The 26,707-nt window shown below is 38.7% G+C and carries 27 protein-coding genes; 15 read left to right on the top strand and 12 right to left on the bottom strand.

All coding sequences use genetic code 11. The features are described from left to right. The first annotated feature begins 24 nt into the window (after positions 1 to 24). The 4 genes from LC115_03185 to LC115_03170 all read left to right on the top strand — a co-directional run bounded on the left by LC115_03185 (position 25) and on the right by LC115_03170 (position 4,629). Entirely contained in the window at positions 25 to 1,008 is a 984-nt protein-coding gene (locus LC115_03185) for a type IX secretion system membrane protein PorP/SprF (protein ID MCZ2355688.1), read from the top strand. Between the two features lie 63 nt (positions 1,009 to 1,071). After that, positions 1,072 to 2,244 (top strand): formylglycine-generating enzyme family protein, encoded by a 1,173-nt coding sequence (locus tag LC115_03180; protein MCZ2355687.1) that lies wholly within the window; start codon positions 1,072 to 1,074, stop codon positions 2,242 to 2,244. A 143-nt stretch (positions 2,245 to 2,387) separates the two neighbouring features. Further along, a complete protein-coding gene (locus LC115_03175; protein ID MCZ2355686.1) occupies positions 2,388 to 2,774 on the top strand; it encodes a hypothetical protein in 387 nt (128 codons plus the stop codon). 25 nt (positions 2,775 to 2,799) lie between these two features. Beyond that, positions 2,800 to 4,629, top strand: coding sequence for a CocE/NonD family hydrolase (locus tag LC115_03170; GenBank protein MCZ2355685.1), 1,830 nt, complete (start codon positions 2,800 to 2,802; stop codon positions 4,627 to 4,629). A gap of 2 nt (positions 4,630 to 4,631) precedes the next feature. On the opposite strand, the gene LC115_03165 is transcribed toward LC115_03170, so the two are convergent. Beyond that, positions 4,632 to 5,414, bottom strand: a complete 783-nt coding sequence (locus tag LC115_03165) for an SDR family oxidoreductase (GenBank protein ID MCZ2355684.1) — start codon at positions 5,412 to 5,414, stop codon at positions 4,632 to 4,634. A gap of 499 nt (positions 5,415 to 5,913) precedes the next feature. On the opposite strand from LC115_03165, the gene LC115_03160 reads away from it, so the two are divergent. From LC115_03160 to dut, 5 genes are read left to right on the top strand one after another with little or no spacing between them, the layout of a single operon-like run. Then, a complete protein-coding gene (locus LC115_03160) occupies positions 5,914 to 6,936 on the top strand; it encodes a rod shape-determining protein (protein ID MCZ2355683.1) in 1,023 nt (340 codons plus the stop codon). Positions 6,937 to 6,943: 7 nt separating this feature from the next. Then, a complete protein-coding gene (gene mreC, locus LC115_03155) occupies positions 6,944 to 7,807 on the top strand; it encodes a rod shape-determining protein MreC (GenBank protein ID MCZ2355682.1) in 864 nt (287 codons plus the stop codon). Then, positions 7,804 to 8,322 carry a hypothetical protein gene (locus LC115_03150; protein MCZ2355681.1) on the top strand — a complete coding sequence of 173 codons (519 nt, stop codon included), beginning with the start codon at positions 7,804 to 7,806 and terminating at the stop codon, positions 8,320 to 8,322. Before mreC ends, LC115_03150 begins: the two co-directional genes overlap by 4 nt. Then, positions 8,306 to 9,838, top strand: a complete 1,533-nt coding sequence (locus LC115_03145) for a PKD domain-containing protein (GenBank protein ID MCZ2355680.1) — start codon at positions 8,306 to 8,308, stop codon at positions 9,836 to 9,838. Before LC115_03150 ends, LC115_03145 begins: the two co-directional genes overlap by 17 nt. A 7-nt stretch (positions 9,839 to 9,845) precedes the next feature. After that, positions 9,846 to 10,289 carry a dUTP diphosphatase gene (gene dut / locus LC115_03140; protein MCZ2355679.1) on the top strand — a complete coding sequence of 148 codons (444 nt, stop codon included), beginning with the start codon at positions 9,846 to 9,848 and terminating at the stop codon, positions 10,287 to 10,289. Positions 10,290 to 10,342: 53 nt separating this feature from the next. Here the strand turns inward: dut and LC115_03135 are convergent, their stop codons facing one another. The 5 genes from LC115_03135 to LC115_03115 form a co-directional block, all read right to left on the bottom strand. After that, positions 10,343 to 10,765 (bottom strand): hypothetical protein, encoded by a 423-nt coding sequence (locus LC115_03135; GenBank protein MCZ2355678.1) that lies wholly within the window; start codon positions 10,763 to 10,765, stop codon positions 10,343 to 10,345. Positions 10,766 to 10,789: 24 nt separating this feature from the next. Then, the gene (locus tag LC115_03130) at positions 10,790 to 11,692 is read right to left on the bottom strand and encodes a hypothetical protein (GenBank protein MCZ2355677.1); all 903 of its coding nucleotides are present in this window, start codon (positions 11,690 to 11,692) and stop codon (positions 10,790 to 10,792) included. Between the two features lie 253 nt (positions 11,693 to 11,945). Further along, positions 11,946 to 13,088, bottom strand: a complete 1,143-nt coding sequence (dnaJ, locus tag LC115_03125) for a molecular chaperone DnaJ (GenBank protein ID MCZ2355676.1) — start codon at positions 13,086 to 13,088, stop codon at positions 11,946 to 11,948. Between the two features lie 3 nt (positions 13,089 to 13,091). Next, positions 13,092 to 13,670 carry a nucleotide exchange factor GrpE gene (locus LC115_03120; GenBank protein ID MCZ2355675.1) on the bottom strand — a complete coding sequence of 193 codons (579 nt, stop codon included), beginning with the start codon at positions 13,668 to 13,670 and terminating at the stop codon, positions 13,092 to 13,094. Positions 13,671 to 13,682: 12 nt separating this feature from the next. After that, complete coding sequence (locus tag LC115_03115; GenBank protein ID MCZ2355674.1) at positions 13,683 to 14,225, bottom strand: DUF255 domain-containing protein; 543 nt, start codon at positions 14,223 to 14,225, stop codon at positions 13,683 to 13,685. Positions 14,226 to 14,308: 83 nt separating this feature from the next. Between LC115_03115 and LC115_03110 the strand changes: the two genes are divergently transcribed. Together LC115_03110 and LC115_03105 are read left to right on the top strand one after the other, a co-directional pair. After that, positions 14,309 to 15,004 (top strand): hypothetical protein, encoded by a 696-nt coding sequence (locus LC115_03110; protein ID MCZ2355673.1) that lies wholly within the window; start codon positions 14,309 to 14,311, stop codon positions 15,002 to 15,004. After that, the gene (locus LC115_03105; GenBank protein ID MCZ2355672.1) at positions 14,997 to 15,593 is read left to right on the top strand and encodes a DUF4199 family protein; all 597 of its coding nucleotides are present in this window, start codon (positions 14,997 to 14,999) and stop codon (positions 15,591 to 15,593) included. The genes LC115_03110 and LC115_03105 overlap by 8 nt, the downstream gene beginning before the upstream one ends. A 12-nt stretch (positions 15,594 to 15,605) precedes the next feature. On the opposite strand, the gene LC115_03100 is transcribed toward LC115_03105, so the two are convergent. Genes LC115_03100 through typA form a run of 4 tightly spaced genes read right to left on the bottom strand, consistent with a single transcriptional unit; the run spans position 15,606 to position 20,518 of the window. Beyond that, positions 15,606 to 17,345 (bottom strand): Na+:solute symporter, encoded by a 1,740-nt coding sequence (locus tag LC115_03100; protein MCZ2355671.1) that lies wholly within the window; start codon positions 17,343 to 17,345, stop codon positions 15,606 to 15,608. A 6-nt stretch (positions 17,346 to 17,351) separates the two neighbouring features. Continuing rightward, complete coding sequence (locus tag LC115_03095; protein MCZ2355670.1) at positions 17,352 to 18,011, bottom strand: hypothetical protein; 660 nt, start codon at positions 18,009 to 18,011, stop codon at positions 17,352 to 17,354. Between the two features lie 15 nt (positions 18,012 to 18,026). After that, the gene (locus LC115_03090; GenBank protein MCZ2355669.1) at positions 18,027 to 18,710 is read right to left on the bottom strand and encodes a hypothetical protein; all 684 of its coding nucleotides are present in this window, start codon (positions 18,708 to 18,710) and stop codon (positions 18,027 to 18,029) included. Then, positions 18,707 to 20,518: a translational GTPase TypA gene (typA, locus tag LC115_03085; protein MCZ2355668.1), complete on the bottom strand. Its 1,812-nt coding sequence runs from the start codon at positions 20,516 to 20,518 to the stop codon at positions 18,707 to 18,709. Before typA ends, LC115_03090 begins: the two co-directional genes overlap by 4 nt. 78 nt (positions 20,519 to 20,596) lie before the next feature. Here typA and LC115_03080 point away from each other — a divergent pair, with 78 nt between their 5' ends. From LC115_03080 to LC115_03065, 4 genes are all read left to right on the top strand, one after another. Continuing rightward, positions 20,597 to 20,761, top strand: a complete 165-nt coding sequence (locus tag LC115_03080) for a hypothetical protein (protein ID MCZ2355667.1) — start codon at positions 20,597 to 20,599, stop codon at positions 20,759 to 20,761. Beyond that, on the top strand, positions 20,727 to 21,989 hold the full coding sequence (locus LC115_03075; GenBank protein ID MCZ2355666.1) for an ABC transporter permease: 1,263 nt from the start codon (positions 20,727 to 20,729) through the stop codon (positions 21,987 to 21,989). Before LC115_03080 ends, LC115_03075 begins: the two co-directional genes overlap by 35 nt. A 146-nt stretch (positions 21,990 to 22,135) precedes the next feature. Continuing rightward, positions 22,136 to 22,648 (top strand): hypothetical protein, encoded by a 513-nt coding sequence (locus LC115_03070; GenBank protein ID MCZ2355665.1) that lies wholly within the window; start codon positions 22,136 to 22,138, stop codon positions 22,646 to 22,648. A 23-nt stretch (positions 22,649 to 22,671) separates the two neighbouring features. Next, on the top strand, positions 22,672 to 23,205 hold the full coding sequence (locus tag LC115_03065) for an IS630 family transposase (GenBank protein MCZ2355664.1): 534 nt from the start codon (positions 22,672 to 22,674) through the stop codon (positions 23,203 to 23,205). Between the two features lie 254 nt (positions 23,206 to 23,459). Here the strand turns inward: LC115_03065 and purL are convergent, their stop codons facing one another. Further along, positions 23,460 to 25,685, bottom strand: a complete 2,226-nt coding sequence (gene purL / locus LC115_03060) for a phosphoribosylformylglycinamidine synthase subunit PurL (protein MCZ2355663.1) — start codon at positions 25,683 to 25,685, stop codon at positions 23,460 to 23,462. Positions 25,686 to 25,943: 258 nt separating this feature from the next. Next, positions 25,944 to 26,195 carry a hypothetical protein gene (locus LC115_03055; GenBank protein ID MCZ2355662.1) on the bottom strand — a complete coding sequence of 84 codons (252 nt, stop codon included), beginning with the start codon at positions 26,193 to 26,195 and terminating at the stop codon, positions 25,944 to 25,946. Positions 26,196 to 26,707 lie beyond the last annotated feature (512 nt).

Genomic DNA, 26,707 nt, shown 5'->3' with positions numbered 1-26,707 from the left:
TCAATTGCACCAGGTAACAACATTATGAAAAAACGACTAAAGCTAACATTTTGTGCTATATGCATTTGGTCTGGTTTACAGGCGCAGGATCCGCAATTTTCTCAATTTTATGCGAATCAAATCTTGCTGAACCCTGCGTTTACAGGGTCAGGAGACGGTGCGCGAGTAGCATTAAACTACCGAAGACAATGGTCGTCTATTCCCGGTGCATATAAAACATTTGCAGTTGGCTTTGACCACCCATTAAGTTTTGGCGGCACCAATCACGGACTTGGACTTACGTTAATGTCTGACCAAGCCGGAGAAGGTAACTTAAATAAATTAGATGCAAATATTACCTATGCTTATGATTTAGAAATCAATAAGCATTCGTCTATTCGCTTCGGTCTTGCCGGAGGTATTCAACAGTCTTCAATAGATTTTTATAAACTACGTTTTGGCGACCAAATAGACCCATTAGAAGGTTTTACGAAACCAACAAATGAAGTAGGGATTAACCAATCCCGCATTACGCCGGACGTATCCGCTGGAGTTTTATACTTCAATAAGTTTGTTTATGTTGGAACTACGGTAAACCATCTAACCCAGCCTAGGCAACGCTTCTTTACAGGTCCCTTAGGTTCAGTAAACGGAAGCACCCCAGACACAAAATTACCAATGAAAATATCCGCTTTCGGGGGAATAAATATCCCGATAGGTAAAAATAAGTCTATTGCTCCCGCAGCACTATTTAAAACACAAGGCCCATTCACACAAATTGACATTGGGCTATATACAAACTTAGACCCATTAGTTATAGGTCTTTGGTACAGAAACCAAGATGCAGTGATAGCCCTTATAGGCGTAAGAAAAGGAATTTTTAGCTTTGGATATAGTTATGACTATACTATTTCTAAACTTCGTAACTCCGTTACGGGCGGTTCTCACGAAATTTCTTTGGTGCTTCAGTTTGAACAAAATAAAAAACATAAAATGAAGCATAAATCTTATCCGTGTCCACGTTTTTAATTAAAAAACATTTTATATTTGCAACGAAATTTAATTAAACCAGAATTCAGCGAACATTTAAATATGAAAAAAGGTAGGTTATTGCTTTTTTTGACTGCGGTTGTAGCCGTTATGTTTACAGGTTGTGGAGGTGAAAATATCAACTTTGTTGGTAAAGAAAGTTCTAAAACAGGTATCCGTTATAACAGTGATGACGGTTTTCAAGTCAAAAATTATAAAGGTCAGGAAACAGCTCCGGGGCTTGTGTTTATCGAAGGTGGTACTTTCCACATGGGTGGTGGTGAGAAAGACATCGCCTATGATATGGATAATCGTGAACGCCAAGTAACCGTTCATAGCTTTTATATGGACGAATCCGAAGTATCTAATGTAGATTACAAAGAATTTTTATTCTATATCTTACGTGATTCAGGCGATGTTATGTACAAAAATCTTTATCCAGACACGACCGTTTGGCTAAAAGATTTGGCCTACAATGACCCATACACACAATACTATTTTGGCCACGACGGCTTCAATATGTATCCTGTAGTTGGCGTTAATTGGCATCAAGCAAACGAATATTGCAAATGGCGTACAAATATTGTGAACGGTAAATTGTTACAAGATGACCCTGAAGCAGTACTTTGGCCAGAATATCGCTTGCCAACAGAAGCAGAGTGGGAATATGCCGCTCGCGGAATGCTGGAGCAAGAACTCTACACATGGGAGGGAAAATCCCTACGTGATGCACAAGGTCGTTTCCGTGCTAACTTTAAGCGTGGCCGCGGTGATTATGCAGGACGTTCCAGCACAGGCGGTTCTAACCTACCAGGCGGCCTAAATGACGGCTATATGATTTGTGCTCCAGTAAGAGCTTTCTATCCAAATGACTTAGGTCTCTACAATATGGCCGGAAATGTTTGCGAATGGACAAAAGATACCTATCGTGTTCTTTCTTACGAAGATATGGAAGACTTAAATCCACACCGCCGCAAAGGTATGACCGAAATATTTAAAGATCCGCTAAAAGATGATGAAGCTTATGACGAACGCCGCTCATTATTATTCAATCCAGATCCTAACAAAGCTCCGGGTAATTCTGACTTCGATAACGTAAAAGTATATCGTGGCGGTTCTTGGGCAGATATTGCTTACTATCTAACAACAGGATCACGTAGATACTTAAATGCAGATTCTTCTTTATCAACAGTTGGATTCCGCTGCGCAATGATTCGCGTAGGAAGTCCTTCCTAATGATACAAAAAACGAAAAACTTTTTGATAGGCAGAAGCATTAGCTTCTGCCTATTTCTTTTTATCTCATTATTATCCGATAGCTGTTCACACCCAGTAATTCATCTGCCAGAAAATATACAATTTTTACAAACTTCGGTTAACTTGCTTTATAACAAAGACATATCCGGAAAAACAAAATCAATATTAAATCAAGAATTAAAAAATCACCTGGTTATTTCGGATAGCTTCGGGATTCAGCTATCTCTGAAAATTGCACAAAACAAAACTATTTGGGTAAACTATTTTTTTGAGCAAGAGACTTTACGAACCATGAATATTTCAATTATTGATGCCTCACAAGCAGCAACTTTGAATACTTGGCAGTCAATTGTAAATTATTATAATGCTTGCTATGGAAACCCAACCATCACCCAATCAGAATATTTATGGATACCTGAAAAATATTCTAAAATCATTATAGAATTATTTCCTGTAACTAATGAAATTAAAATGACCTATTTATTTAATATTTCAGATGCTGAACTTTAAATATCCCACTTATTTTCTTTTTTTTATGCTTTATTGCACTCAATATGCTTATTCACAAGAAGATAGCATTTCGATTCAATATGTTCGAGAACACTATTGGAAGGCGGAGTATCAGATTCCAATGAGAGATGGCTCTCGTTTATTTACTTCTGTTTATTTACCCAAAGACTCAACTCTTCGCTGGCCAATATTATTGCTACGAACGCCTTATTCGGTAGCCCCCTATGGGGAAAATGAATATACAACTCGTTTTACGCAGATTATGCATCTGGTTAAAGATGGCTATATATTTGTTTTTCAGGATGTTCGCGGACGGTTTATGAGCGAGGGAAATTATGAGGATATTCGCCCTCATGTTCCATTAAGTTCCGCTAAGATTAGCGAAAGCAGCGATACTTATGATACAATTGAGTGGCTACTCAAAAATGTTTCATCTCATAATGGGAAAGTTGGGATGATGGGTATTTCGTATCCGGGTTTTTATTGCACCGCAGCACTACCGGAAGCGCACTCAGCACTTGTTGCGGTTTCCCCACAAGCACCTGTTACAGACTGGTTTATCGGTGATGATTTTCACCACAATGGGGTTTTTTCCCTGATGGACGCATTTGATTTCTACTACGTATTTGGCCGCCCAAGAAACGGTTTAACTAAAACTTGGACTCCCTCTTTTCAGTACCCAAGTCGCGATAATTATGATTTTCACCTAAAAATGGGTGCTATCAGAAATTATTCGGCAGTTTTAAAGGACTCTATTTCCTTCTGGAATGATTTGATGAAACATTCATTCTATGATTCGTGGTGGAAAGCGCGGAACATTCGGGTACATTTGACCAATATTAAGCCGGCAGTTTTAACCGTTGGTGGGCTATTTGACGCAGAGGATTGTTTCGGCACTTTTGCAACCTATCAAGCCATAGAAAAGCAAAACGTAAATAATGATAATTTTTTGCTGGTTGGCCCATGGTTTCACGGCGGCTGGCATCGTTCTGCGGGAGATAGACTCGGTAATATTTCTTTTGGAAAACCAACCAGTATTTTCTTTAAAGAAAAAATTGAACTCCCCTTTTTTCAACATTACCTAAAAGATACAGATGTACCGAAGCCACCGGAGGTAACAATATTTGTTACCGGAGAAAACCAATGGTATTCTTTTGGAACGTGGCCACCTAAACAGATTCAAAATAAACGACTTTATTTATATCCCGATTTCTCCATATCCTTTATAAAGCCCATAAAATCAGGAGGTTATCGTAGTTATCTATCTGACCCTTTTCATCCGGTTCCCTATACTGAAGATGTTCATTTAAAGCGGACAAGGGAATATATGACTGATGACCAACGATTTGCATCAAGAAGAACGGATGTGCTTACGTTCCAAACAAATTTATTGCAAGATACATTGAAGGTTACAGGGCCGATAATTGCGGAACTTTGGGTGTCGAGTACGGGAACAGACGCTGATTTTATTGTGAAGGTAATAGATGTTTTTCCGGATTCTACTACGGATAATGGTTTTACGAAAATTCCATTGAGTGGTTACCAGCAGTTGGTTCGTGGTGAGATTATGCGCGCACGTTTTCGGGAAGGTTTTGAAAAAGAAGTTCCCTTGAAGCCAAATACTCCGACCCAAATTCGGTTTACGTTACCTGATGTAGCTCATGCCTTTTTGCCAGGCCATAAGCTAATGGTTCAGATTCAAAGTTCTTGGTTTCCATTATTTGATAGAAATCCACAGAAATTTGTAGATGTTTATACTTGTTTAGATTCTGATTTTCAGGAGGCTACACAGACAATTTGGTTGAATAAAGATTATCCGACTTCTATTTTGATACCTATTTTTCCAACGGAGTAAAATCAAGTTGGGTCTGGTATTTGCCAGAGATTACCCCAAAGTCGTTGCCCGCCGTCCACATAAATAGTTTCTCCGGTGATGTAATTTCCCATTGGGCTGGCCAAAAAGGCCGTTAACCAAGCTACATCTTCTACGCTACCGGTACGTTTCATTGGAATAGTTGTGTTAATAGATTGCAATAGTTCGGGAGGATATTGGTCAAGGCCGGAGGACTGGATAACCCCGGGTGCAATAGCATTAATACGAATATTATGTGTAACCCATTCAACAGCAAGGCTTTTTGTTAGGTTATCAACACCGGCACGTGCTGCCCCTGTGTGCGCCATTCCCGGAAAACCCCGAAAAATATTGGCAATAATATTAATAATAATCCCGCTTTTTTGAGGGATAAAAAAAGTTTTGGCTGCTGTGGACGTTACCCACCAAAGACCATTTAGATTGTTATTGATAACAGCGAGCCAGCCTTTTGGGGCAATATTTTCAGCAGGAGAAGGAAATTGCCCGCCGGCATTGTTTATTAAAATATCCAAGCCTCCCCAGAGAGACTGAATTTCGAGAATCACTTTTTCTACTTCTACAAGTTCTCTAATATCCAAAACGATAATATGGCATTTTCCATATTGTGAAAGTTCTTTTTGGGCTGCTTTAAGCCGGTCTTCTTTACGAGAGGCTATCACTACTTCTGCACCAAGTTCTAATAACAACTTAGCAATTCCATAACCAATTCCGCTTCCGCCACCTGTAACCAAAACTTTTTTTCCTAAAAAAATATCACTTTGAAACATATCACGAATTTATGCTTAAAAGAATAACACTTGTTGGTTTAAACGAAAAATAACTTTGTAAAAACGGCTATTTTAATAGCATAACTGTCGAAATTATGGTATCTAAATTTAATAATAGCTAAAAACAATAATCAAATATTTTAAAGATAATAGAAGAAAAAGCATCATATAACACAGAAAAACTATCATTGGGAAAAAGCAATTATTTAAAAATTGAAAATAATTGTTTTGATGTTTGAGTTAAAAATCAAATAAAATTAGTAAATAACAAAAAATAAAACCTTAATAAAATAAGTTATAATTTATTGATAATAATATATTTATAGCGTAGAAAAAATATTTTAAAAGTTAAATACTATTAATTGTTTATTTTTTTTAAATTAATTTTAGAAAAAAATGATTTGAATACGTTGAATAATTAATTTTGTGGAGTGAATTGTAAACGATATTTGGGTGCAATTTTTTCATAATCAATGATTTAATTTAAAAATTTTAAGAGATGGGGTTTTGGGATTTTTTCTCAAGTCAGATAGCAATAGATTTAGGCACGGCAAATACCTTGATAATGCACAATGACGTAGTGGTGGTTGATGAGCCATCTATAGTTGCGATTGAGCGCACAACTAACCGGGTAGTGGCTGTTGGAAGAGAGGCACAGCTCATGCATGAAAAGACACATGAGAATATCAAGACGATACGTCCATTAAAAGATGGCGTAATCGCGAATTTTACGGTTGCAGAGCACATGATTCGAGCATTTATCAAAATGATTCAGCCGGAACGTAAGTTCTTTAGTGCAAATCATACGATGGTTATTTGTATTCCGAGCGGCATTACCGAAGTAGAAAAACGAGCTGTGAAAGACTCTGCTGAGCACGCAGATGCCAAAGAAGTATATCTAATTCACGAGCCTATGGCAGCGGCTATCGGAATCGGAATAGATGTATCTCAACCCGTTGGGCACATGGTTGTGGATATTGGAGGCGGAACAACCGAAATAGCCGTCATAGCCTTGTCCGGTATTGTGTGCGACCAGAGCATTCGGATTGCCGGAGATGACCTTAACATGGATATTCTGGACTATATGCGCCGCCAACATAGCCTAATGACCGGAGAAAGAAGTGCCGAACGAATCAAAATAGAAGTTGGTGCTGCACTGCCAGAGTTAGATAACCCTCCCAATAATATTGAAATTCGTGGTAAAGATTTAATGTCCGGAATTCCTAAAACCATTAGCGTTTCTTACAAAGAGGTAGCTCACGCAATTAACAAAACAATTATGAAAATTGAAGAAGCTGTCTTAAAAGCATTAGAATTAACCCCGCCGGAGTTATCTGCCGATATTTATGAAAAAGGTATTTACCTTACCGGCGGAGGCGCACTCCTCCGTGGCCTTGACCAGCGACTGGCCGAAAAGACCAAACTCCCCGTTCATGTTGCAGACGACCCACTTAGAGCTGTTGTAAGAGGTACCGGAATTGCGCTCAAAAACATTGACAAATTCAAGTTTTTGATGTCTTAATCCCACTTTGGAACGCTTATTTAGCTTTATAATAAGTTACGGAAGTGCGTTATACTTCCTATTGCTGCAGATAGCTGCATTACTATTGCTATTTGGCCATAATAACTACCATAACCAATGGTACACAGAACAAATGCTCAAAATAGCCGGTGCAGTTCAGGATATTAATGCGCGCTTAGTTGCTCATATTAACCTCTCAGACCAAAATGATAAACTTGTAACAGAAAACATCCTACTAAAAAACAAAGTCAATGCCTTAAAAACAGAGTTAGAGCTGCATAAACATCAAATACCCTATTCATTAAACTATCGAATAATACCAGATAGTTTAGTTCCCTACAACCGCTTTGAATACATCCCTGCACGTGCACTTCATAATACTATTGGGACAAATTTTAACTATATCTTACTCAATATCGGGTCTAAACAAGGGGTGCGCAAAGGAATGGGGGTATTTTCTCCCGAAGGTGTTGCCGGCCAAGTTATTGAAACCTCCTCTGATTTTTCTTTGGCAATGAGCTTACTTAATAAAGATTTTAAACTGAGTGCCAAAGTAAAAAATCGCAGTGTAATTGGAACTATTACTTGGGACGGTGCTTCGCCTGAATTTGCCTCCTTAAAATATATCCCCGTTCACTTTCACATTCAGCAGGGTGATACCGTTTTTACCAGCCATTATAGCACTATTTTTCCTGAAGATTATATAGTCGGAAGAGTCTATTCTATAAGTACAAAAGAAGATGATGGTTTTTACAACATTAAAGTTCAACTTTCTACAGACTTTTATAATATAGATTATCTGTATTTAGTTCAGCATGAAGCGAAACAATCTATAGATTCGCTTATCCCAAAAACAACACCGGTAAAATGATAGAGGTTGCTATTCAAACTGTACTTGGAATTGTGTATCTACTGGTGCAGATATTTTTTTTTGATTTAATTCGCATTGAAGGCTGGGCTTATCCGCATATTGCGCCTATTTGGATACTATTTTTGCCGGTTACAACCAATCGTTATTTGTTATATTCATCAGCATTTATTTTTGGGATAGCTTTGGATATAACACTATTACCACTTGGGTTACAGTCTATTTGCTTAATGGCTCTCTGTGTGGCTCGAAATCCTTGGATACGGCTTATTTCTCCGCAGATTACTTCCTTAAAGACAGACGGAATTAACTTCCAAGCGCAAAGTTATCTCTGGAAGTTACTCTACGTACTACCACTATTGGGGTTTTATAGTCTTTTGTATCAAATATTATATCAATTTTCGTGGGCACGTTTTTCTTCTATTTTGATTCAATCTGCCGGTGGAAGTTTATTTTCCATGATTATATCAAGTCTAATATTGCTATTTTTTTACAACCCAGATGTTGGTAGGAAATAATAGACTTTGGGCACTGATAATTATTCTTAGCTGTTCTTTTCAGGCAGCTTCGGGGCAATTATTTCCTATTTTAAGGTTTCAAAAATTTTATGGCACAAAATTTTCGGATAATCCAACAAGTTTGATCAAAACTGAAGACGGTAATTTAGTTATAGCCGGAAGCCACCAAGTAGATAGCGTAAACGCTCTTCATAATGGTTGGGTTGCTAAAATCAGCCCGATAGGTAAACTTTTATGGAAACAGAGCCTTGGAGCAGGCGGGCATGATGAAATCCGAGACTTAGTGGCGACCCCAGATTCCGGATTCTTTTTCTGCGGGGTAACCGGCTCTAACTTGACCCATTTTGAAAAAGGTGATTCTCAAACATACGCTGATTTTTGGGTTGGAAAAATAGATAAATCCGGAAACCTAATCTGGCAAAAATCACTGGGAGGAATGGACCAAGACATCGCAAACGGCATAACAACGTCTATATTTGGTGGCCCTGTGGTAACCGGATCTACATGGTCAACAAACTTCGATGTTGAAAATAACGACACCGGCCTAAACAACCAATGGCTCGTTATCTTAAACAAAGACGGAGAAGTTATCCGAAACCTAACTTATGGAGGTAATCGTAACGACTTCTCCAACAGTATTATACGCTGCAAAGACGGAGGCTATGCACAAGTAGGCTTTACCAATTCCGAAAGCATGGATAGCTCCAAATCAAAATTGAACGGAGACGTGTGGATATCAAAGATGGATTTTACGGGAAATATCCTCTGGAAGAATGTCCTCAAAGAACCATACGAAGATATTTTAACCAAAGTAATTGAAAACCAATTTGGCTTCTTGATTGCCGTTGGTAGCACTCTCTCCACAAATAAAAACAAGCAGTTTTGGATAGTTAAATTTGACCAGAGCGGCAGAGTTATTTTAAATAAAAAATACGGAGATTCGGGATTTGAACATCTTACTTCGGTTGCAGAATGTACAGACGGAGGAATAATCGTTTGCGGCTATTCTTCCTATAACACCCTTGAGAACCAATACATTAAAGGCGGAGAGGATTTTTGGGTAATTCGCTTAGATGCACAAGGAGATATTGTCTGGAAAAAGACTTTTGGAGGACCTAATAATGAGCGTGCTACTGCCATTATCGAATATAAACCCGGTGTTTATTACGTTCTTGGCTCTAAAATAAATACTTTTGAAAAAGATTTGGGGAAAAATAACACAACAGACTTTTGGCTACTACGCATAGACGAGCGCGATTGTTCCGAAATGAAACCCCGATTTACGATTGATGTTCCTAAAAATGTAGAAAAAATGGGAGTACCCATTCGTTTTAAAAATATGACGGCTTTTGCTGAATCATATCTCTGGAATTTTGGCGATGGAAGTATTTCAAATCAGCGATCTCCCCAAAAAATATATGATTCACCGGGAGTTTATCAGGTTCGGCTAACCGTTTTTGCCAATGAAACCTGCTATCAAACATTTGTTTATCCCGATCCCATTATCATTTACTAAATAACTAATGTCTTCCGTTACGGTTTATATTGTTAATAAAAGCAATAATCCGCTTCCGTTTTATGCATCTGACGGGGCTTCAGGCTTAGATTTATGTGCTTTTGTGCCAGAATCTGTTGAATTATTGCCCCATAAAAGGTTTTTATTCTCTACGGGTTTATGGATAGAGATACCTATTGGCTATGAGGCACAAATACGCCCCAGAAGCGGTTTGGCTTTGGATAGCGGTATAACAGTTTTGAATAGCCCCGGAACTATTGATGCCGATTACAGAGGGGAAATAAAAGTACTGCTGATTAACTTGGGAGATAAGCCCGTTTGGATACAAAATGGAATGAGAATAGCACAACTTGTTGTTGCTCCCGTTGTAAAGGTAAGTTTGCAGGAAGTTTCTGCCTTAAATGCTACAACAAGAAATGAGGGCGGCTTTGGCCACACCGGAATTATCTAAATGAAAAAAGGCCGCTTATAGCGACCTTTTTTTCATCATTTAAAACTAAAACTTTATTTTGCTGAGCCGTATAGAACACCGGCACAAGCACTTCCTTTGTTTAATAAAGCAACTAAAATATAGGTATCTGTAGCACTACAAGTAACATCAATATATTTGTAAGCAGATTTTTCATCATCAGATAGATTACTAATCAATAAGTTACCTTTTTTGTCCGCAAGGCCAAAAATAATTGGACCGGCTCCTGAAACGGACTCGTCCATACAGCCAACAAAGCGATATTTATTTCCTGAATACAGTGTAATCTCTGATTTTGCTCCTTTTTCGTCAAGTTTGGCGTATAATCCGTCAACAAGCGTATATCCACTCAGGGTGCTTGCGCAAGACTTAAATACATAAGAACAATCCTGTGCTTTGGTTATTGCGGGTAGAGCAAAAATCAACGCGCAGATAACTATTTTGAATAATGATTTCATATTTTTATGGCAGTCAAAATTAGGTTAAGAAACAATTTTATTACGGAAAGCCTCTATTTTTTTGGTGATTTCGGCCATTACCTCTTTGCTAATCTCAACTTTACTCTTCGTATTAATTGTTAGCTCAGCAGTATCGCCGCTTTTCTTGGTGTTTGGAGCAGCTTCTTCATAAGAGATAGTTACTTTATCAAAACTGGCTTTAAGGTCGTTTAAATCTTTAGCTAAGTCCACAAAGCCTTCTTTGTCTTTGTATGTTTCTACTAATGCTATCAAACTTCCTAAGGATACCTTTTGCTCACCAACTCTGGTTTCGATTGCAGGATTAGATTTAGCTTTAATGAGTTGGGTGGAGAGGTATAAGCCTTCTACCCAGCCGCCGGCCATCACTAAAATACCAATATCAGCACGGTCAGTTTGCTTTAAATGTGCATCTGCCATTTTGAACTGCTCGGTAACTAATTGAATTAAGGAATCCGGTTTGTCTAAATTAGCTTCTACACCTTTAATTGTTTCTAACTCAAAAGCACCCAAAATATTTAAAGCTGTTCCCAATTTGTTAACGGCTTCTAATAATGAACGAGATTCTTGGGTTTGAGAATAGAGTGCTGCATAACCTAAATCAGCTCCATAAACACCCATATTTAGACCTTGCTTATAGGTCTTTGTGTATTTTGCAGCATTTTGTGCGGGGTTAAGCATCTTTGCATTAAAATTAGCACCGGATTTTTTAACTAATGTAGCTATTTCTACCGGTGATGGTACTGTCTTGATAATATCTCCAACATTTTGGAGCATTCCTGTATCAAATTTAAGTGCCAGAGTATCTTGGGTAGCTTCGCCTGTCGTTTTTCCCGGGTCAGACTTGCACCCAAACATTAACGATGATCCGATAAACAGACCAATAATTCCTGTTTTGATGTTTAACATAATATGTGTGTGTATTTTAAACGCCGCAAAGTTAATATTTTTTACAATTCAAACAAGTATCTAATATATTTATTAGGTGTTTTTTTAAGGTAAAAACATGATAAGTTAGCAATTTTGGGGCTATTTAGTTGATTTTTAGTACTTAATTTAACGTAATTTTCAGATTTAGGTCGTTTAATTTTAAAAAAGATGCTTTGGGTGTGGATAAAATACTTTAGTTAAGTTGCATTTTTACGATATAAAAGTACTGTTTTTAGGAAAAAAACTCACGCATTTTTTGGAAAAAGGTTTTTTCGTTTGGTCCCGGATTTGGGTTAAAGTTACGTGAGCTTCGCAGTTTTTCCATAATCTGTCGTTCTTCAGAGGTAAGTTGCTGGGGAGTCCAGACATTGATATGGATAAGCTGGTCTCCTATGCCGTAGCCGTCCATATTGGGTATTCCTTTTCCTTTTAGCCGGAGTACTCTTCCGGAATGAGTTCCGGCAGTTATTTTTATTAGATGGTTTCCGTGTAGGGTAGGGATTTCTATTTGGGTGCCTATGGCAGCATCAGCAAAGTTGAGATATAGTTCGTAGATAACGTTATTTCCTTCTCTGGTAAAGTGCTGGTGGGGCAGTTCTTCTATTTGGATGATGAGGTCTCCATTTGGGCCGCCTCGTTTTCCGGTGTTTCCTTCGCCGCGCATACTTAGTTGCACTGAGTTATTAACTCCGGCCGGAATGTTTATTGAAACTACATCTTCTTTGGGGCGTGTGCCTTCACCGGAGCAAGTCTTGCAGGGTTTGGCAATAATTCTTCCTTCTCCGTGGCATGTTGGGCATGCGGTTACGAATATTTGCTGTAAGAAGCCGTTTCCTGTGGCATGACGAACTTCGCCGCGTCCGTCGCATTTTGGGCACATTTGCACGGAATCAGGATCTTCTGAACCCGATCCGTGGCAGGTTGGGCAAGGAGTTTGCCTATTCAGTTTTATTTTTTTCTGAGTAGGTTTTGAGATTTCTTCGAGGGTTAATTTCACTCGTACTCTCAGGTCGGAGCCTCTGATACCTTTTTTACGGCCGCTTTTTTGGCGTTGTCCGCTAGCGCCAAAAATATCTTCAAAGCCGCCACCGCCAAAGAAAGCCCCAAAAATATCATTAATATCGCCGTTAAAGCCGCCACCGCCCATATTGCCCATACCGGCATGGCCAAAACGGTCATATTTAGCGCGCTTCTCTGAATCTGATAACACTTGATATGCTTCCGCAAGTTCTTTAAATTTCTCTTCTGCTTCTTTGTTATCTGGGTTTCTATCCGGGTGATACTGCATAGCAGATTTCCGGTAGGCTTTTTTTATTTCATCTTCGGTTGCCGTTTTAGAAACGCCAAGGATCTCGTAATAGTCTTTTTTTGCCATAAATTATTCTCCAACAATAACTTTTGAAACTCGGACTACTTTTTCTTGGAACTTGAATCCGGTTTCTATTACATCTAATATTTTTCCCTTCATATCTGGATTGGGGGAAGGAACGCTTGCGATTGCATCGTGTTCATTGGGGTCTAATGGTGAGCCGATGCAAATGATTTCTTGAACTCCATTTTTCTGCAGATTTGCGCGTAGGTTTTTATCCATCAAGTGTAAGCCTTTTTTTAGGCCGTCTAAATCTGTGGCAGAGTCGGCAGCACGAATGCTGCGCTGAATTTCATCAACCATCGGTAGAATTATTGACAGCATATCTTCTTGGCCATAGCGGATAAGGTCCGTTTTTTCTCGGTTAGTGCGTTTGCGAAAGTTATCAAACTCGGCAGATAGCCGGATAAATTTATCTTTCCATTCGCTAATTTGCTGGTTTAAAATATCGTTATCTGAGGGCAAAGTTGAGTTAGTGTCTATTCCTTCTTCGGAAGGTGTTTTGGTGTGGTCTGTTTCAACCGTTGTTTTTCCTATGTTTTCTTGTGTTTTAGGGTCTATTGTTTCTTGCTCAAAAGAATCTATCATAAATGTAAATAGTTATTTTTTTTCTGATTCTGCTACTAAGGATGTTTTCTTGTAATCTTCCCACGACTGCTTTTGGTAAATGTCTTCTGCGTAGTATTTCAAGATAGGCATCATAGCGGAAGGTTCCATATAGCCGGCTACGGGTGAAAGTACCTCTGCATTTTTTGACATGATAACGGTCGTGGGGTAGGTCAATTTTCCGTTAAGCAAGAGAGATGCCAATTGATTAACTCTGCTTTGTGGCATTAAGCCGAACATTTTCCCTTGAAAACGGATACTGTCTTTGGATTCTGCGTTTAACCTAACGGCATAGTATTTCTCATTTATATAGCTGATTATCTGCTCATTAGAATACGTTTTTTGCTCCATAATTTTGCACCACGCACACCAGTTGGTGTAAACATCAACCAAAATTTTACGGTTATTGAGTGATGCCATATCTACAGCGTACTCCATTGAAACCCAATGAATTGAATTAGAAACCTTATCGTTTGCGGTAACTTTTGGAAAAAGACAAATTGTCAAAAGCAATACAGACAAAATTACAGTTTTCACAGCGTTAAGATTTAATCATACAAAGTTATGTTTTTTTGTCTTAGGTGCGTAAAAAGAAAGTACTTTTGCGGTCATTTTAGATCATGCAACTTCTTCAACAGCGAGTAGTGGATGCGGCTGTTTTGCTAGCTCAGCAGGTTTTGAAGCCGGAGTCAGCTTATGCAAAGGCGGCTACTACAACGATAACTGCCCTCTTGAAAATACAAAATAAACCTGTTCATGTGGTACGTGAAATGCAAAGACTTTGCCAGGAAAACGCCAAGTTAATGCCTTTCTTATCATACTTTTGTGAATTAGCACTCTGCTTTTACTTAGTTGATGAAACTGTTCCTGAGGAATTTTTTGACACTTTGGAATGGGAGGCTGCCGAAGATTTTCTGCATGAGCTAAATCCGGCTATGAATGGCTTTTATCAAGGATTAGCTTTATATTTATTAGAATGTTTAGAGATTCAGGCGCATCCTAACATTCTTGATTTCGTTGATAACTTTTTGTTGGGTGAGGAGGAAGTATCCGAGCAGGATATAGATCCGATAGTTCCGGTTTATGATCAGGCTGAGCTTATTGAGTCATTAGACCCGGCAGATGCGTTGCAGATGGCTGTTAAGTCTGATTTTCCGGAGTTAGTCTTGTTTTTTAATGAGCAGTTTGAGTCTCCGTCAGCTTGTTTGCAGGCATCACGCCAGCTTAGTTCTGAAAAACATTCTTTATTAACGCCCGTTTTGGCATCCTTACTTGCGTTGCGTTATGGCCGTGATGTTTTAACAATTTATGAGTAACCCTGCGTTACCAAGCATTAAACGTACCAGTTTACAGCTTGGAGTAGCTGCCGGATTACTATCGGTATTTTTTCATTTTTTATTTTATGCGAATAACTGGCATTTCTGGCTATTTTCTGGTTTTGTGTTATTAGCAGCTACTTATTTAACGACATCTATCTTTTACGGAATTGTTATTTGGCGGCTGCGTGCGAATCCGGCTATTTTGGTAACATTTCCGGTTATTTTTTCAATCTGTGTGTTATCTGGTTCGGTTGCAGGAATTGTTGGAACGGTTTATGACACTGTATTTTATAGCTCAATTGACCCTGAATACGATGTTAAGGTTATTCAGCAAGCTATTATTCAGGCAGATTCAACCACTAAACGGCCGGAATCCGGTTATTCTGAATCTGATAGAATCCAAATCAAAACGACCTTAAAAAAACAGTTGGATTATGCCCAAAAGAATCCGCATACATTTTTGGAATTATTGAAGTCCAGAATGGTAGCTCTCATTGCTTACGGAGTTATCATCGGCTTTTTGTTGGGAGTAGTAATGCGAGATATTCCGGCAGCTAAACCGGATGCAGAGCTAATGTCTTGGTAGTTTAGATTAGTATTATTCGATATTTTGTTGGGCATAACGCAAACCTAAGATCCCCAAAATAGCCAATGCCACCCAGATAGTAGCTGTTAAGGGTTCTTGAAGTAAATATTTTCCGATAGAAAAAAGTGAACCATACACGATTGCTATGCCGGAAATCCATGCTAAAATCAAGTAACGTATTGAAGTATTTTGGGTGCTACCATACTTTCCCCAGATTCCGGAAGGAGATACACGCTTCACAAAATTTTGTAAAGTAGTTTCTTGCGTTGGCGGTGTTAGATAAGTAACTAATAACCAGCCCACAGTAGTTAAAAAAACGGTTAACAAAAAGGTATTGGGAAATTGAAAAAAGGAGTTTGGGCTTTTGTGGTCAATAACGATATACCAAAATTGGCAAAACCCAAATACGATTAACGGAATAACAGTGGCTGCCCATTCGCTCCACGCAGAAATACGCCACCAATACCACCTTAAAATCAACACTAACCCCAAACCGGCACCACATTCTATCAAAAAAGCCCACGTTCCGGCAATACTTTCTAACTGTGTGGTTGCAAATAAACTAATCAGCATCATCACGATTGTGGCTATTTTCCCGGTATAGACAAGTTTTTTTTCAGAAGCCTCAGGGTTAAAAAAGAATTTATAGGCATCATTAACGATATAAGACGCGCCCCAGTTCAATTGGGTTGAGAGGGTACTCATATAAGCTGCTAAGAATGAGGCTAATAGAACCCCTTTAAGTCCGGCTGGTAGGTAGTCTTTCATTGCATAGACGTAGCCGAGTTTGTATGTTTGCGGGGTCAAATTGGGGTATAAAACTGTTGCAGCGAGACCTACGATTATCCACGGCCATGGACGCACAGCATAGTGTAGGCACTGAAATAGCAAGGTAGAGCGTTGGGCATCTTTTTCTGATTCGGTGCTCATCATACGTTGTGCGATGTAGCCGCCGCCACCCGGCTCCGCACCCGGATACCAACTTGCCCACCATTGCACCCCAATAAAGGCAAAAAATGACCCAATCCCGAGTACAAAACCGCTCCCACTACCCAGAGAGGGAAAAATATCCAGCTTCTCCGGTTTTACTTTGCTAACCAAACCCGACATACCGCCGATTTCCGGTAAATCTAAAATAACAACAGCCAGCACAATGCACCCCAGCATAGCTAAAACAAATTGAAAAGCATCTGTAAACAAAACTCCTCTTAATCCGGAATAAGTTGCGTACGCAGTAGTCAAAAGCATCAACCCAGCTAACCAAAGTAAAGATTCTATGTAAGAAATGTTGAAAAAGACTTGCAGGATAGTCATCATGGCGAGATTTACCCAGCCGATAATGAGGGCATTTAGAAAAAGCCCTAAATAAAAAGCCCGAAACACCCGCAGCAAAGTAGCTTCCCTGCCAGAATAACGCAACGTAATAATCTCTAAGTCTGTAAGTACATTTGCCCGATACCAATAGCGTGCAAAGAAAAATGTGGTCAATAATCCGCCTAAGGCCATATTCCACCAGAGCCAATTGCCGGCAATACCGTTTTGAGCGATAATTTCGGTAACTGCTAACGGCGTGTCTGCCGCAAAGGTTGTAGCGACCATACTTAGACCGGCTAACCACCAACTGGTTTGCCTACCACCTAAAAAAAAATCCTGAATAGTGCTGTTTCCCCGCTTCCTTGAAGCCCAAATACCAATACCCAAAGAAAGTACCAAAAATAAAACTACTGCTACCCAATCAATTAAAGTCAGCATAGTAGTTTACGTTTTCTTGGTTTTTAGTTCTGTTGCCGGATTTCCAAAAACGGTGATATTGGGTGATACACTGCTGATTACATTAGAACCTGGTGCAATTTTTGCACCTTTGCCAATCTTGATATAAGGCGAAATGATACTACCGGAACCAATAAAAGCATCTTCTTCAATAACCGCTCCACTGCCAATGACTGCTTTGGATGAAATGATAACCCGTGAATCTATTCGGCAATCTGCTTCTATAACGCAGCCTGCTCCTAAGTGTATAAAACTTGCTAAATCACTATTGATCCCAATAATTGCGCCGGCGTGAATGATATTTCCCACCCCTAACCGTAGGTTCTGAGAAAGTATTGCGCTGTGATGAATAACCGAAATTGGCTGATTACCAGATAATTTTGTTATCTTTAAACTTTCCCGCTCTGATACCTTTGTTTCTATATCAGCTACTATAAAGTTCATTCGCTCCGTTTTTAGGAGTTTTTGAAAGGTATTATCTTGTATATTTCCCAAAATAGGAATATCGTTTAGCTCTTGGGTGGGTTCATTGGGGTTTAAACTCAAAAAGCCATATACCACAAAGTCTTGCAGATTCAGGATTTCAGCAACTTGGCGCGCCAAAAGCCCAGTCCCAATAACCATAACAGGGAGTTTTCCGGTATCCATCTTTTTCAATAAAATTTAAAACTTACCTCTTACACGAACTACATTACCCCCGCCCGATATTTCTTTCTTACTTTCTACATAAAAAGAGTCATTAGAAAAAGTGTGCTCTAATGTTGTTAAGTTAGATAAATCATCAGGAGATAAAAAATATACTTTATTGGGTGCTTGTTGAATTACTGAAAATTTTAAGTTTTTGTCAATTGTTTTTGGGGGATATTGATAGCGAATAGTGCTTCCGTTTCGGGTTAAGAATATGGAGTCTGCTTTTGTATTTTCATTGTAAATTCCGGATGAATTCCAGTCATAGGAATAAACTTCTACGTAGTGAACTCCGCCAGCTTTTAATGGTGTGTTTTTAATGCTGAAAGAGTCTATTTTGGTTTCGTTATTCCAAGTAACTTTCCAGTAATAAGTTTTACCTGGTTCAAGGTTTTTGGGGTATTTATAGATTGGGGAATTTAGCGTTGTGTCCACAATTAAGGAGTCAAAGGTATTTTTGGGGGATACCTTTAAGATAGATTGGCCTGCTGTGGGTAATTGCCAGAAAAAAGATATGCAGCAGGGATTTTGTGGCTGGGCATAAAAAGGAGAAGTCAAAGAAAATTTTACATCTTTTACAACATCTGGTTCTGTTTTTTGGCAACTTAAAAAAAATAGCATTGAAACGCTTAGTGTAAGTTGCAAGAGGTTATTTTTCATAGGCTTACTTTTTGTTTTTGGGTTCGTTCACGTTCTGTTTTGTCTAAGACGATTTTGCGCATCCGAACAGATTTGGGGGTTACCTCTACATATTCGTCTTCTTGGATATACTCCAAGCATTCCTCCAGAGAAAATCGGATTGCCGGTGCTAATATAATATTTTCATCGCTACCTGCAGCCCGAATATTTGTTAAATGCTTCGTTTTTTGGACATTTAGCACAAGATCGTTTCCGCGAGTATGTTCACCAATGATTTGTCCGCCATAAACATCCACATTGGGATCCACAAAAAACAATCCTCTATCTTGAAACTGAAATAATGCGTAGGCAACGGTGAGTCCACTACCCATAGAAATCAGGACTCCATTAGTTCTGCCTAAAATATCTCCTTTATAAGGTTGGTATTCATAAAACCGGTGAGACATCACCGCTTCACCCCGCGTAGCCGTAAGCATTGTGCTGCGCAAGCCGATTAGCCCGCGTGCCGGAACGTAAAACTCTAAGTGCTGTAAACTTCCCTTAGGTTCTATGATAAATAACTCTCCTTTACGGGAATTTACTAATTCAATAACTTTTCCAGAAAAACTCTCTGGAACATCGACTACTAAATGTTCGATAGGTTCATTTTTGATGCCGTCAATTTCTTTGAAGAGCACTTGTGGCTGCCCAACTTGAAATTCATAACCTTCTCTACGCATGGTTTCTATGAGTATTGAGAGGTGCAGCACTCCCCGCCCATAAACTAAGTAAGAATCTGCTGAATCGGTTTCAAATACCCGCAGAGCTAAGTTTTTTTCGGTTTCTTTAAACAGCCTATCCCGTAGGTGGCGAGAGGTTACATATTTTCCTTCTTTACCTAAAAACGGAGAGTTATTGATTGTGAATAACATACTCATCGTTGGTTCATCTACCTGCAAGAGAGGCAATGCTTCGGGGCATTCTATAGCCGTAATGGTTTCGCCAATTTCAAAATTTTCTAAGCCAACGATGGCGGCAATATCACCGCAGGTAACTTCAGCTGCTCTTTGTTTTTCAAGCCCTTCAAAGGTATAGAGTTCTTTTATTTTGGATTTAACGATGCTACCATTTCGTTTGATGATAGACACTTGCTGGCCTTCTTTAATTGAGCCACGGGTTACACGCCCGATAGCGATTCTGCCTACATAGTTAGAATAATCTAAGGAAGTAATCTGAAGCTGAAGCGGGCCTTCTACGGATTTAGATGTGGGAATTTCTTCAATAATGGTATCTAACAAAAAAGAGATGTCTCGGGTTGGGGTTTTCCAGTCTTTTCCCATCCAGCCAGATTTCCCTGATCCATAGACTGTTTTGAAGTCTAACTGCTCTTCGGTTGCGTCTAAAGAAAAAAGTAAATCAACTACGTTATCCAGTACTTCGTCAGGGCGGCAGTTGGCTTTATCTACTTTGTTGATGATAATAATTGGTTTTAGGCCAAGTTCGATGGCTTTTTTCAATACAAAGCGAGTTTGGGGCATTGGTCCTTCAAAGGCATCTACCAATAGCAAAACACCATCAGCGATACGCAATACGCGCTCTACCTCCCCTCCAAAATCTGCGTGGCCGGGTGTGTCTAAAATATTAACTTTAAATCCTTTATATCTAATAGAAACATTTTTAGAAACAATAGTAATACCGCGTTCTCGCTCTAATTCATTGTTATCCAAAATCAACTCACCCGGGTTTTGGTTCTCTCGAAATAAATTTCCGGTGTGTAAAATTTTATCAACTAATGTTGTTTTGCCGTGGTCAACGTGCGCAATGATAGCAATGTTTTTTAGCGGGAGCATATTTTGCTTTTTTAAAAAAGCGGCTGCAAAGTTACAGCTTTTTATCAGACATTTACATAAGATTGAATAACTACTTTTATGAATTTTAAACTTTTATGGGATAATTTTGGGGATGATAAATGCCTGAAGTATCTTTTACCTGAAAAAGGTAGCTTTCGGTCGAAAAATAATCTACAATTTGATTATTACATAGAACTTTGGGATAGCAATGCGGTGGTGGATACTGATTACGGAAGCATTTAGGATAGCTATTCATGCGATTACGAGTCATCGGTTAAGAACGTTCTTAACTATGCTGGGTATTTCTATCGGGATTTATGCCATAACGGTTATTTCTACGCTGGTTTATTCAATGCAGATGTCCCTAACCAGCAGCTTATCGGCTTTGGGAAACACTGTTTTGTATGTACATAACTGGCCGTGGAAAGATAATTCAGAGGATTGGTTTAAATACTTTAACCGCCCCAAAGTAAACTATCGGGATTTTTTGAAACTTAAGAATAACTTAAAAAATGTTGAGGGAGTTTCTTTTGAAGCTGTAAAGAACGGTGTTACCCTAAAAAGTGGCGGTAATTCTGTAGATAATGCTCGGGCGGTTGGGGTAACTTATGATTATCAAATAATTTCTGACCTAAAATTTAGCTTTGGCAGGTTTTTTAGCCACTTAGAAATAACTTCCGGCAGAAATGTTTGCATTTTGGGTTATGGGATAAGCCGGATATTATTTGCCGATGCAAACCCAATTGGCCGCTATATAACCCATCGAGGAAAAAGACTTTTAGTTATAGGTATTCTTGAAAAAGAAGGCTCACCAGATATTTTTGGCCAAAGTAATGATGAAATGATGTTAGTGCCGTTTCCCGTCATGTCTCAACTATACAATTTAAGCGGTCGCAGAATAGATAAGGTGATTTCCATAAAAGCCGTAAGCTATGAAAAAGTTCCAGAGGTAGAAAGTGATATTATCGGCTTAATTCGAGCATCAAGAGGCTTGAAACCAAATATTGAGGATAATTTTTCAATCAACAAACAGGAGGCTTTGATGGAAGAGCTAAATAGTATATTTGGTGCGCTAAATACCGGCGGAATCTTCATCAGTTTATTGGCATTATTGGTTGGTGGTTTCGGAATAGCGAATATCCTGTTTGTTTCAGTAAAAGAGAGAACAGCTGAAACCGGGATACAAAAAGCCTTGGGAGCAACGAGAGAATTTATTTTGATGCAATTTTTATTAGAAGCACTGCTGCTATGCCTCTTAGGCGGAATAGTAGGAATAGCATTTTTGTACTTAACGGTGATTGTGGCTACATTATTATTGCAGTATCTGGATATAAACATCACGGTTTATGTTGCGTTTAAAGATATACTTATCGGAATTGGTTTATCACTGTTTATCGGTTTAGTTTCCGGAATTTGGCCTTCATACCAAGCTGCTAAAATGGACCCGGTAGAAGCTATCAGAACAAAATAAAATTACCGTATTACACGTGAGATTATAATCCAGAATGGATGGTAAAAAAATCCAAAAATATCTAATACGATAGTGAAAAATAAACAAGACCAATATTTTGCATATTGGATTTTTTATTTTATTTTTGGTTTTTAATATAAATCATTATGTCATTTGCATTATATATTCCTGTATCAGAAAGTTTGACTGAGTTGAGAAAATCATTAAAATCATCGTCTTTAATGATGCAACCTCGCATCAAAATGTTGGTAGCGATGAAAGAGGCGGGCAGTAAAGGTATTTCTAAACGTGAGTTGATGGATACCATTGGTGCCAGCAGTCAAAGCATCCACAATTGGCGCACTGCCTACAAAAAAGGAGGTATGGACACCTTGCTACATAATGGTAGGAAAGGGAAAGCAGGAAAGCCATCAGTGTTCACCAAGGAAGAGCATAAAAAAATGGAAGAGAAACTGCATGACCCTAAAAATGGACTGGCAGGGTATATTGAACTCAAGGAATGGATAGCCAATGAGTTTAACAAGGATATTAAATACAACACAGTGCTTAAATATGCCACAAAGCATTTTGGGACAAAGGTAAAAGTAGCTCGCAAAAGCCATGTCAAAAAAAATGAACAAGCTGTTGAGGATTTTAAAAAAACTTTATTAATAAAATAACCAATATAATCCTTTCATTTTCAATAGATTTTCAATCTGTTAATCTCTATTTTCAAGACGAAAGCCGTTTTGGATTACATACCAAGTATGGTAGAGGTCTTACGGCCAAGGGCATTCAACCGGTGTGTACTTTCCAACAAGTTTTTCAATACACTTATCTTTTTGGAGCATTTTCTCCTGTAAGTGGTACGCAATTCCAACTGGAGATGCCTAGTTGCAATGGAGAAACTTTTCAAATTTTCATTGATGAATTTTCATTGCAAGAACCTGAAGAATACAAAATAATGGTTTTGGATAATGGTGCATTCCACAAGGCAAAAAAACTAATCATTCCAAAAAATATCTTCCTATTATTTCTACCTCCTTACAGCCCAGAGTTAAACCCTGCTGAAAAGATATGGCAACATATCAAAAGAAAGTTTACCAATAAACATTTCGAAAATTTAGAACAAATCAGCACATTCTTTGACCAAGCAATAAAGAACCTAAGCCCTCAAATGGTAATGTCTATATGCACATTCAAATATATGAATATAGATACATTTTGGTCTAATTAAAATATCATTATCGTATTAGTTAATTAATTCAAAATCAAATAGTTAAATATTTTTATTCTTTTTGTCGTGTAACAAGCTCGCAATATCTCTTCCGGAAATACTTCATTGAAAAATGTTGTTTCGATGGTAAGTACTTTTTACTGCCTCAAACATACTCCTTTTTAACAATTACTCCCCATAAATTAGGATTGACCCATTTTTTATCGGACAATAGCGGTTATATTTTATTTTTGCAACCCTATTTCAAGGTAGATTTAGTTAGATACATATTGAGGCAAAGTACTTTCATACAGTTTTTGCAGAGACTCTATGTCATTGGCTACCTCATCTATTTGGATTTCTGATGTTTCGATAACCGTTCCAATTTTATGAATAGGAATATTTTGTTTTTGGGCTAATGCAAGCACATTAGTTTCATTTTGGGGAGAAACAGATACTAACACTCTTCCGGCACTTTCACTGAACCAGAATAATGCTGAATGCAGGTCAGTTGGATTTTTTACCTTAATGCCGAACTTTCCTACAATAGCTGATTCTATCAAGGTGATGACCAAACCTCCTTCTGACACATCATTTGCTGTTTGCAGCCATTTGTGGGTATTTGAATCCTGTAAAAACCGATGCAACTTTAACTCTTCTGATAAATCCAAATAGGGTGCAAAATCAGACTCTATATGATTGATTTGCAACAACACAGACGAATTAAGGTCTAATTGCTGCTGGCCAACAACAAATAAAATATCTCCGGGATTCCGAAAGGCTATACCAATGTGCTGTTCTGAAAAATTATCCATTAGCCCAACCATACCGATTGTTGGGGTGGGATAAACAGGCCCCTCAAAAGAAGATTGATTGTAAAAGCTAACGTTTCCGCCTGTAACGGGTAGCAAAAACGCTTCGCAAGCAGCTTTCATACCTAAAATAGCTTGGGTAAACTGCCAATATACTTCCGTGTTATATGGATTTCCGAAATTCAGGCAGTTGGTGATGCCAAGCGGTTTAGCACCGGTGCAGGCAATATTTCGGGCTGCTTCGGCTACAGCATGTGCACATCCCAAGAATGGATCAGCATAAACATAGCGGGAATTACAATCTACGGTCATCGCAATAGCTTTTGAAGTATTGTGAATCTTAACAATCGGTGCTGCCGAAGGTTTATGGGTCGTCAAATTAGCCGTTCCTACCATGGAGTCATATTGCCGATAAATCCACTTCTTAGATGCAATATTGGGATGGGCTAAAACAAGAGCCAAAGATTTTGGGAAGTCGAAATCTGCAAATACTGATGATAGGTCAGGTTTCTGTCTTTTTTTGAATCTGTCAGGTTCTTGAAATTGGCGTTCATAGACCGGCGCACCGCCACCTAAAACTAAACTTTCTGCCGGAACTGAACCCAAAAGTTCCGTATTGTCAAAGTAACGAATCATTCCACTATCTGTAACAACTCCAATTTGAGTGCAGGGTAAATCCCATTTTTGAAAGACAGCTTCAATAGCTGCAGTCTTATTTTTATCAGCTACGATTAACATTCTTTCTTGGGATTCTGACAATAGGATTTCAAACCCATGCATATTTGCTTGTCTTGTAGGAACTTGGTTTAGCCAGATGTCCATTCCTACGCTCCCTTTGGCGGACATTTCTGCGGTGGAGCAGGTGATTCCGGCTGCGCCCATATCTTGAACGCCTACAACGGCACCTGTTGCTATTGCTTCTAAGGTAGCTTCTAAAAGTAGTTTTTCAGTAAAGGGATCTCCCACTTGAACGGCAGGGAGTTGTTCTGCACTATTTTCTGTTAAATCTGCGGAGGCAAACGTTGCGCCGTGAATACCGTCTTTGCCGGTAGCTGACCCTACAATATAAACTGGGTTTCCAATGCCGATTGCTATTGCGGAAGCTGTTTTATTTTGCTCTAAAACGCCTACTGACATTGCATTTACGAGGGGATTTACATTATAGCAGGAATCGAAGTAAGTTTCCCCGCCTACGGTTGGAACACCAAAGGCGTTTCCGTAGTCTCCGATACCCCGCACAACGCCGCGTAGCAGTTGAGTAGTCTTTGGAAGCGATAAGTCCCCAAAACGTAACGAGTTTAACGCAGCAATCGGGCGCGCACCCATTGTAAAAATATCACGATGAATACCGCCTACACCTGTAGCAGCCCCCTGATAAGGCTCAATCGCAGACGGATGATTGTGAGATTCTATTTTAAAGCAAACCGCTAACCTATCTCCAATATCCATTAAACCGGCATTTTCTTCTCCGGCGCCTGCCAAAACTCCCTTACCGGCTCTCGGAAGTTTCTTAAGCCAAAGAATAGAATTTTTATAAGAACAATGCTCACTCCACATAACAGAATACACACTGAGTTCTAAAAAGTTAGGCTCATGTCCTAATATTTCAGTAATCCTGTGATACTCCTCCGATAACAAACCTAATTTTTGGGCAGTTTCAACGGTTGTTGGGCTGGTGTCTATACGCATACAACTATATTTTGCAGCAAAGTTAAAGGTTAGTACTTAGAATTACGCTACGTTAGTTTATTCAACTGTTTTTTACACAAAAGAAATAGTTGAATAAATATTTTTCCATGAATAGAAGTTTTTCAAATAAAAAAAAGCCCTTATGTAGGGCTTTTTTAAAAATAGGTTGGGCGGTGGTCTACTCTTCCGGGTTTTATCCCAGTACCATCGATGCTGAAGGGTTTAACTCCTGACTTCATCAATAGGACACCCAAAAGTTCAAAACAGTGCTAATAGCCATTTTTGTTCTTCTGTTTTATCAAGCAACATAAGTTTGTTTTCATTGGATTGCGGCAACCGGATAGTAAGTCCAAAGATTGTCTTTAAAATATCAATAGCTTTTTCAGGGCTTATTCCTGCCTTTTTGATGTTTAATTGACGTTCTAACTCTTTGTATAACTTGCAAGCAGCAAAAGCAATGCAAATATGTGCTTCTATCCTACGTTTTTTGTAATGATAAATTGGTCGCACTCTTAAATCTGTTTTAATAACTGATGTTACGCAAGGATATCATTAATTTAGCTGTATGAATGTTGAAAACATAGCCGACCTATACCAAGAATCTCTGATGGAGCGCGTTGCATAACCTCTAAATTTTTAAAAAAGCCCAAATTTTCTCCCGTTCAAAATAAATTTTGATTTTTTGGGGAGTTTTTGGGGAGTTTTTGGGGAGTTTTTTTTACAATTTACGAGCGTGTTGCATAACCTCTAAATCTTTAAAAAAGCCCAAATTTTCTCCCGTTCAAAATAAATTTTGATTTTTTGGGGAGTTTTTGGGGAGTTTTTGGGGAGTTTTTTTTACAATTTACGAGCGTGTTGCATAACCTCTAAATCTTTAAAAAAGCCCAAATTTTCTCCCGTTCAAAATAAATTTTGATTTTTTGGGGAGTTTTTGGGGAGTTTTTGGGGAGTTTTTTTTACAATTTACGAGCGTGTTGCATAACCTCTAAATCTTTAAAAAAGCCCAAATTTTCTCCCGTTCA

The organism is Bacteroidia bacterium (genome assembly GCA_026932145.1).
Taxonomy (GTDB): domain Bacteria; phylum Bacteroidota; class Bacteroidia; order J057; family JAIXKT01; genus JAIXKT01.
This window is presented reverse-complemented; position numbering and strand designations above follow the sequence as displayed.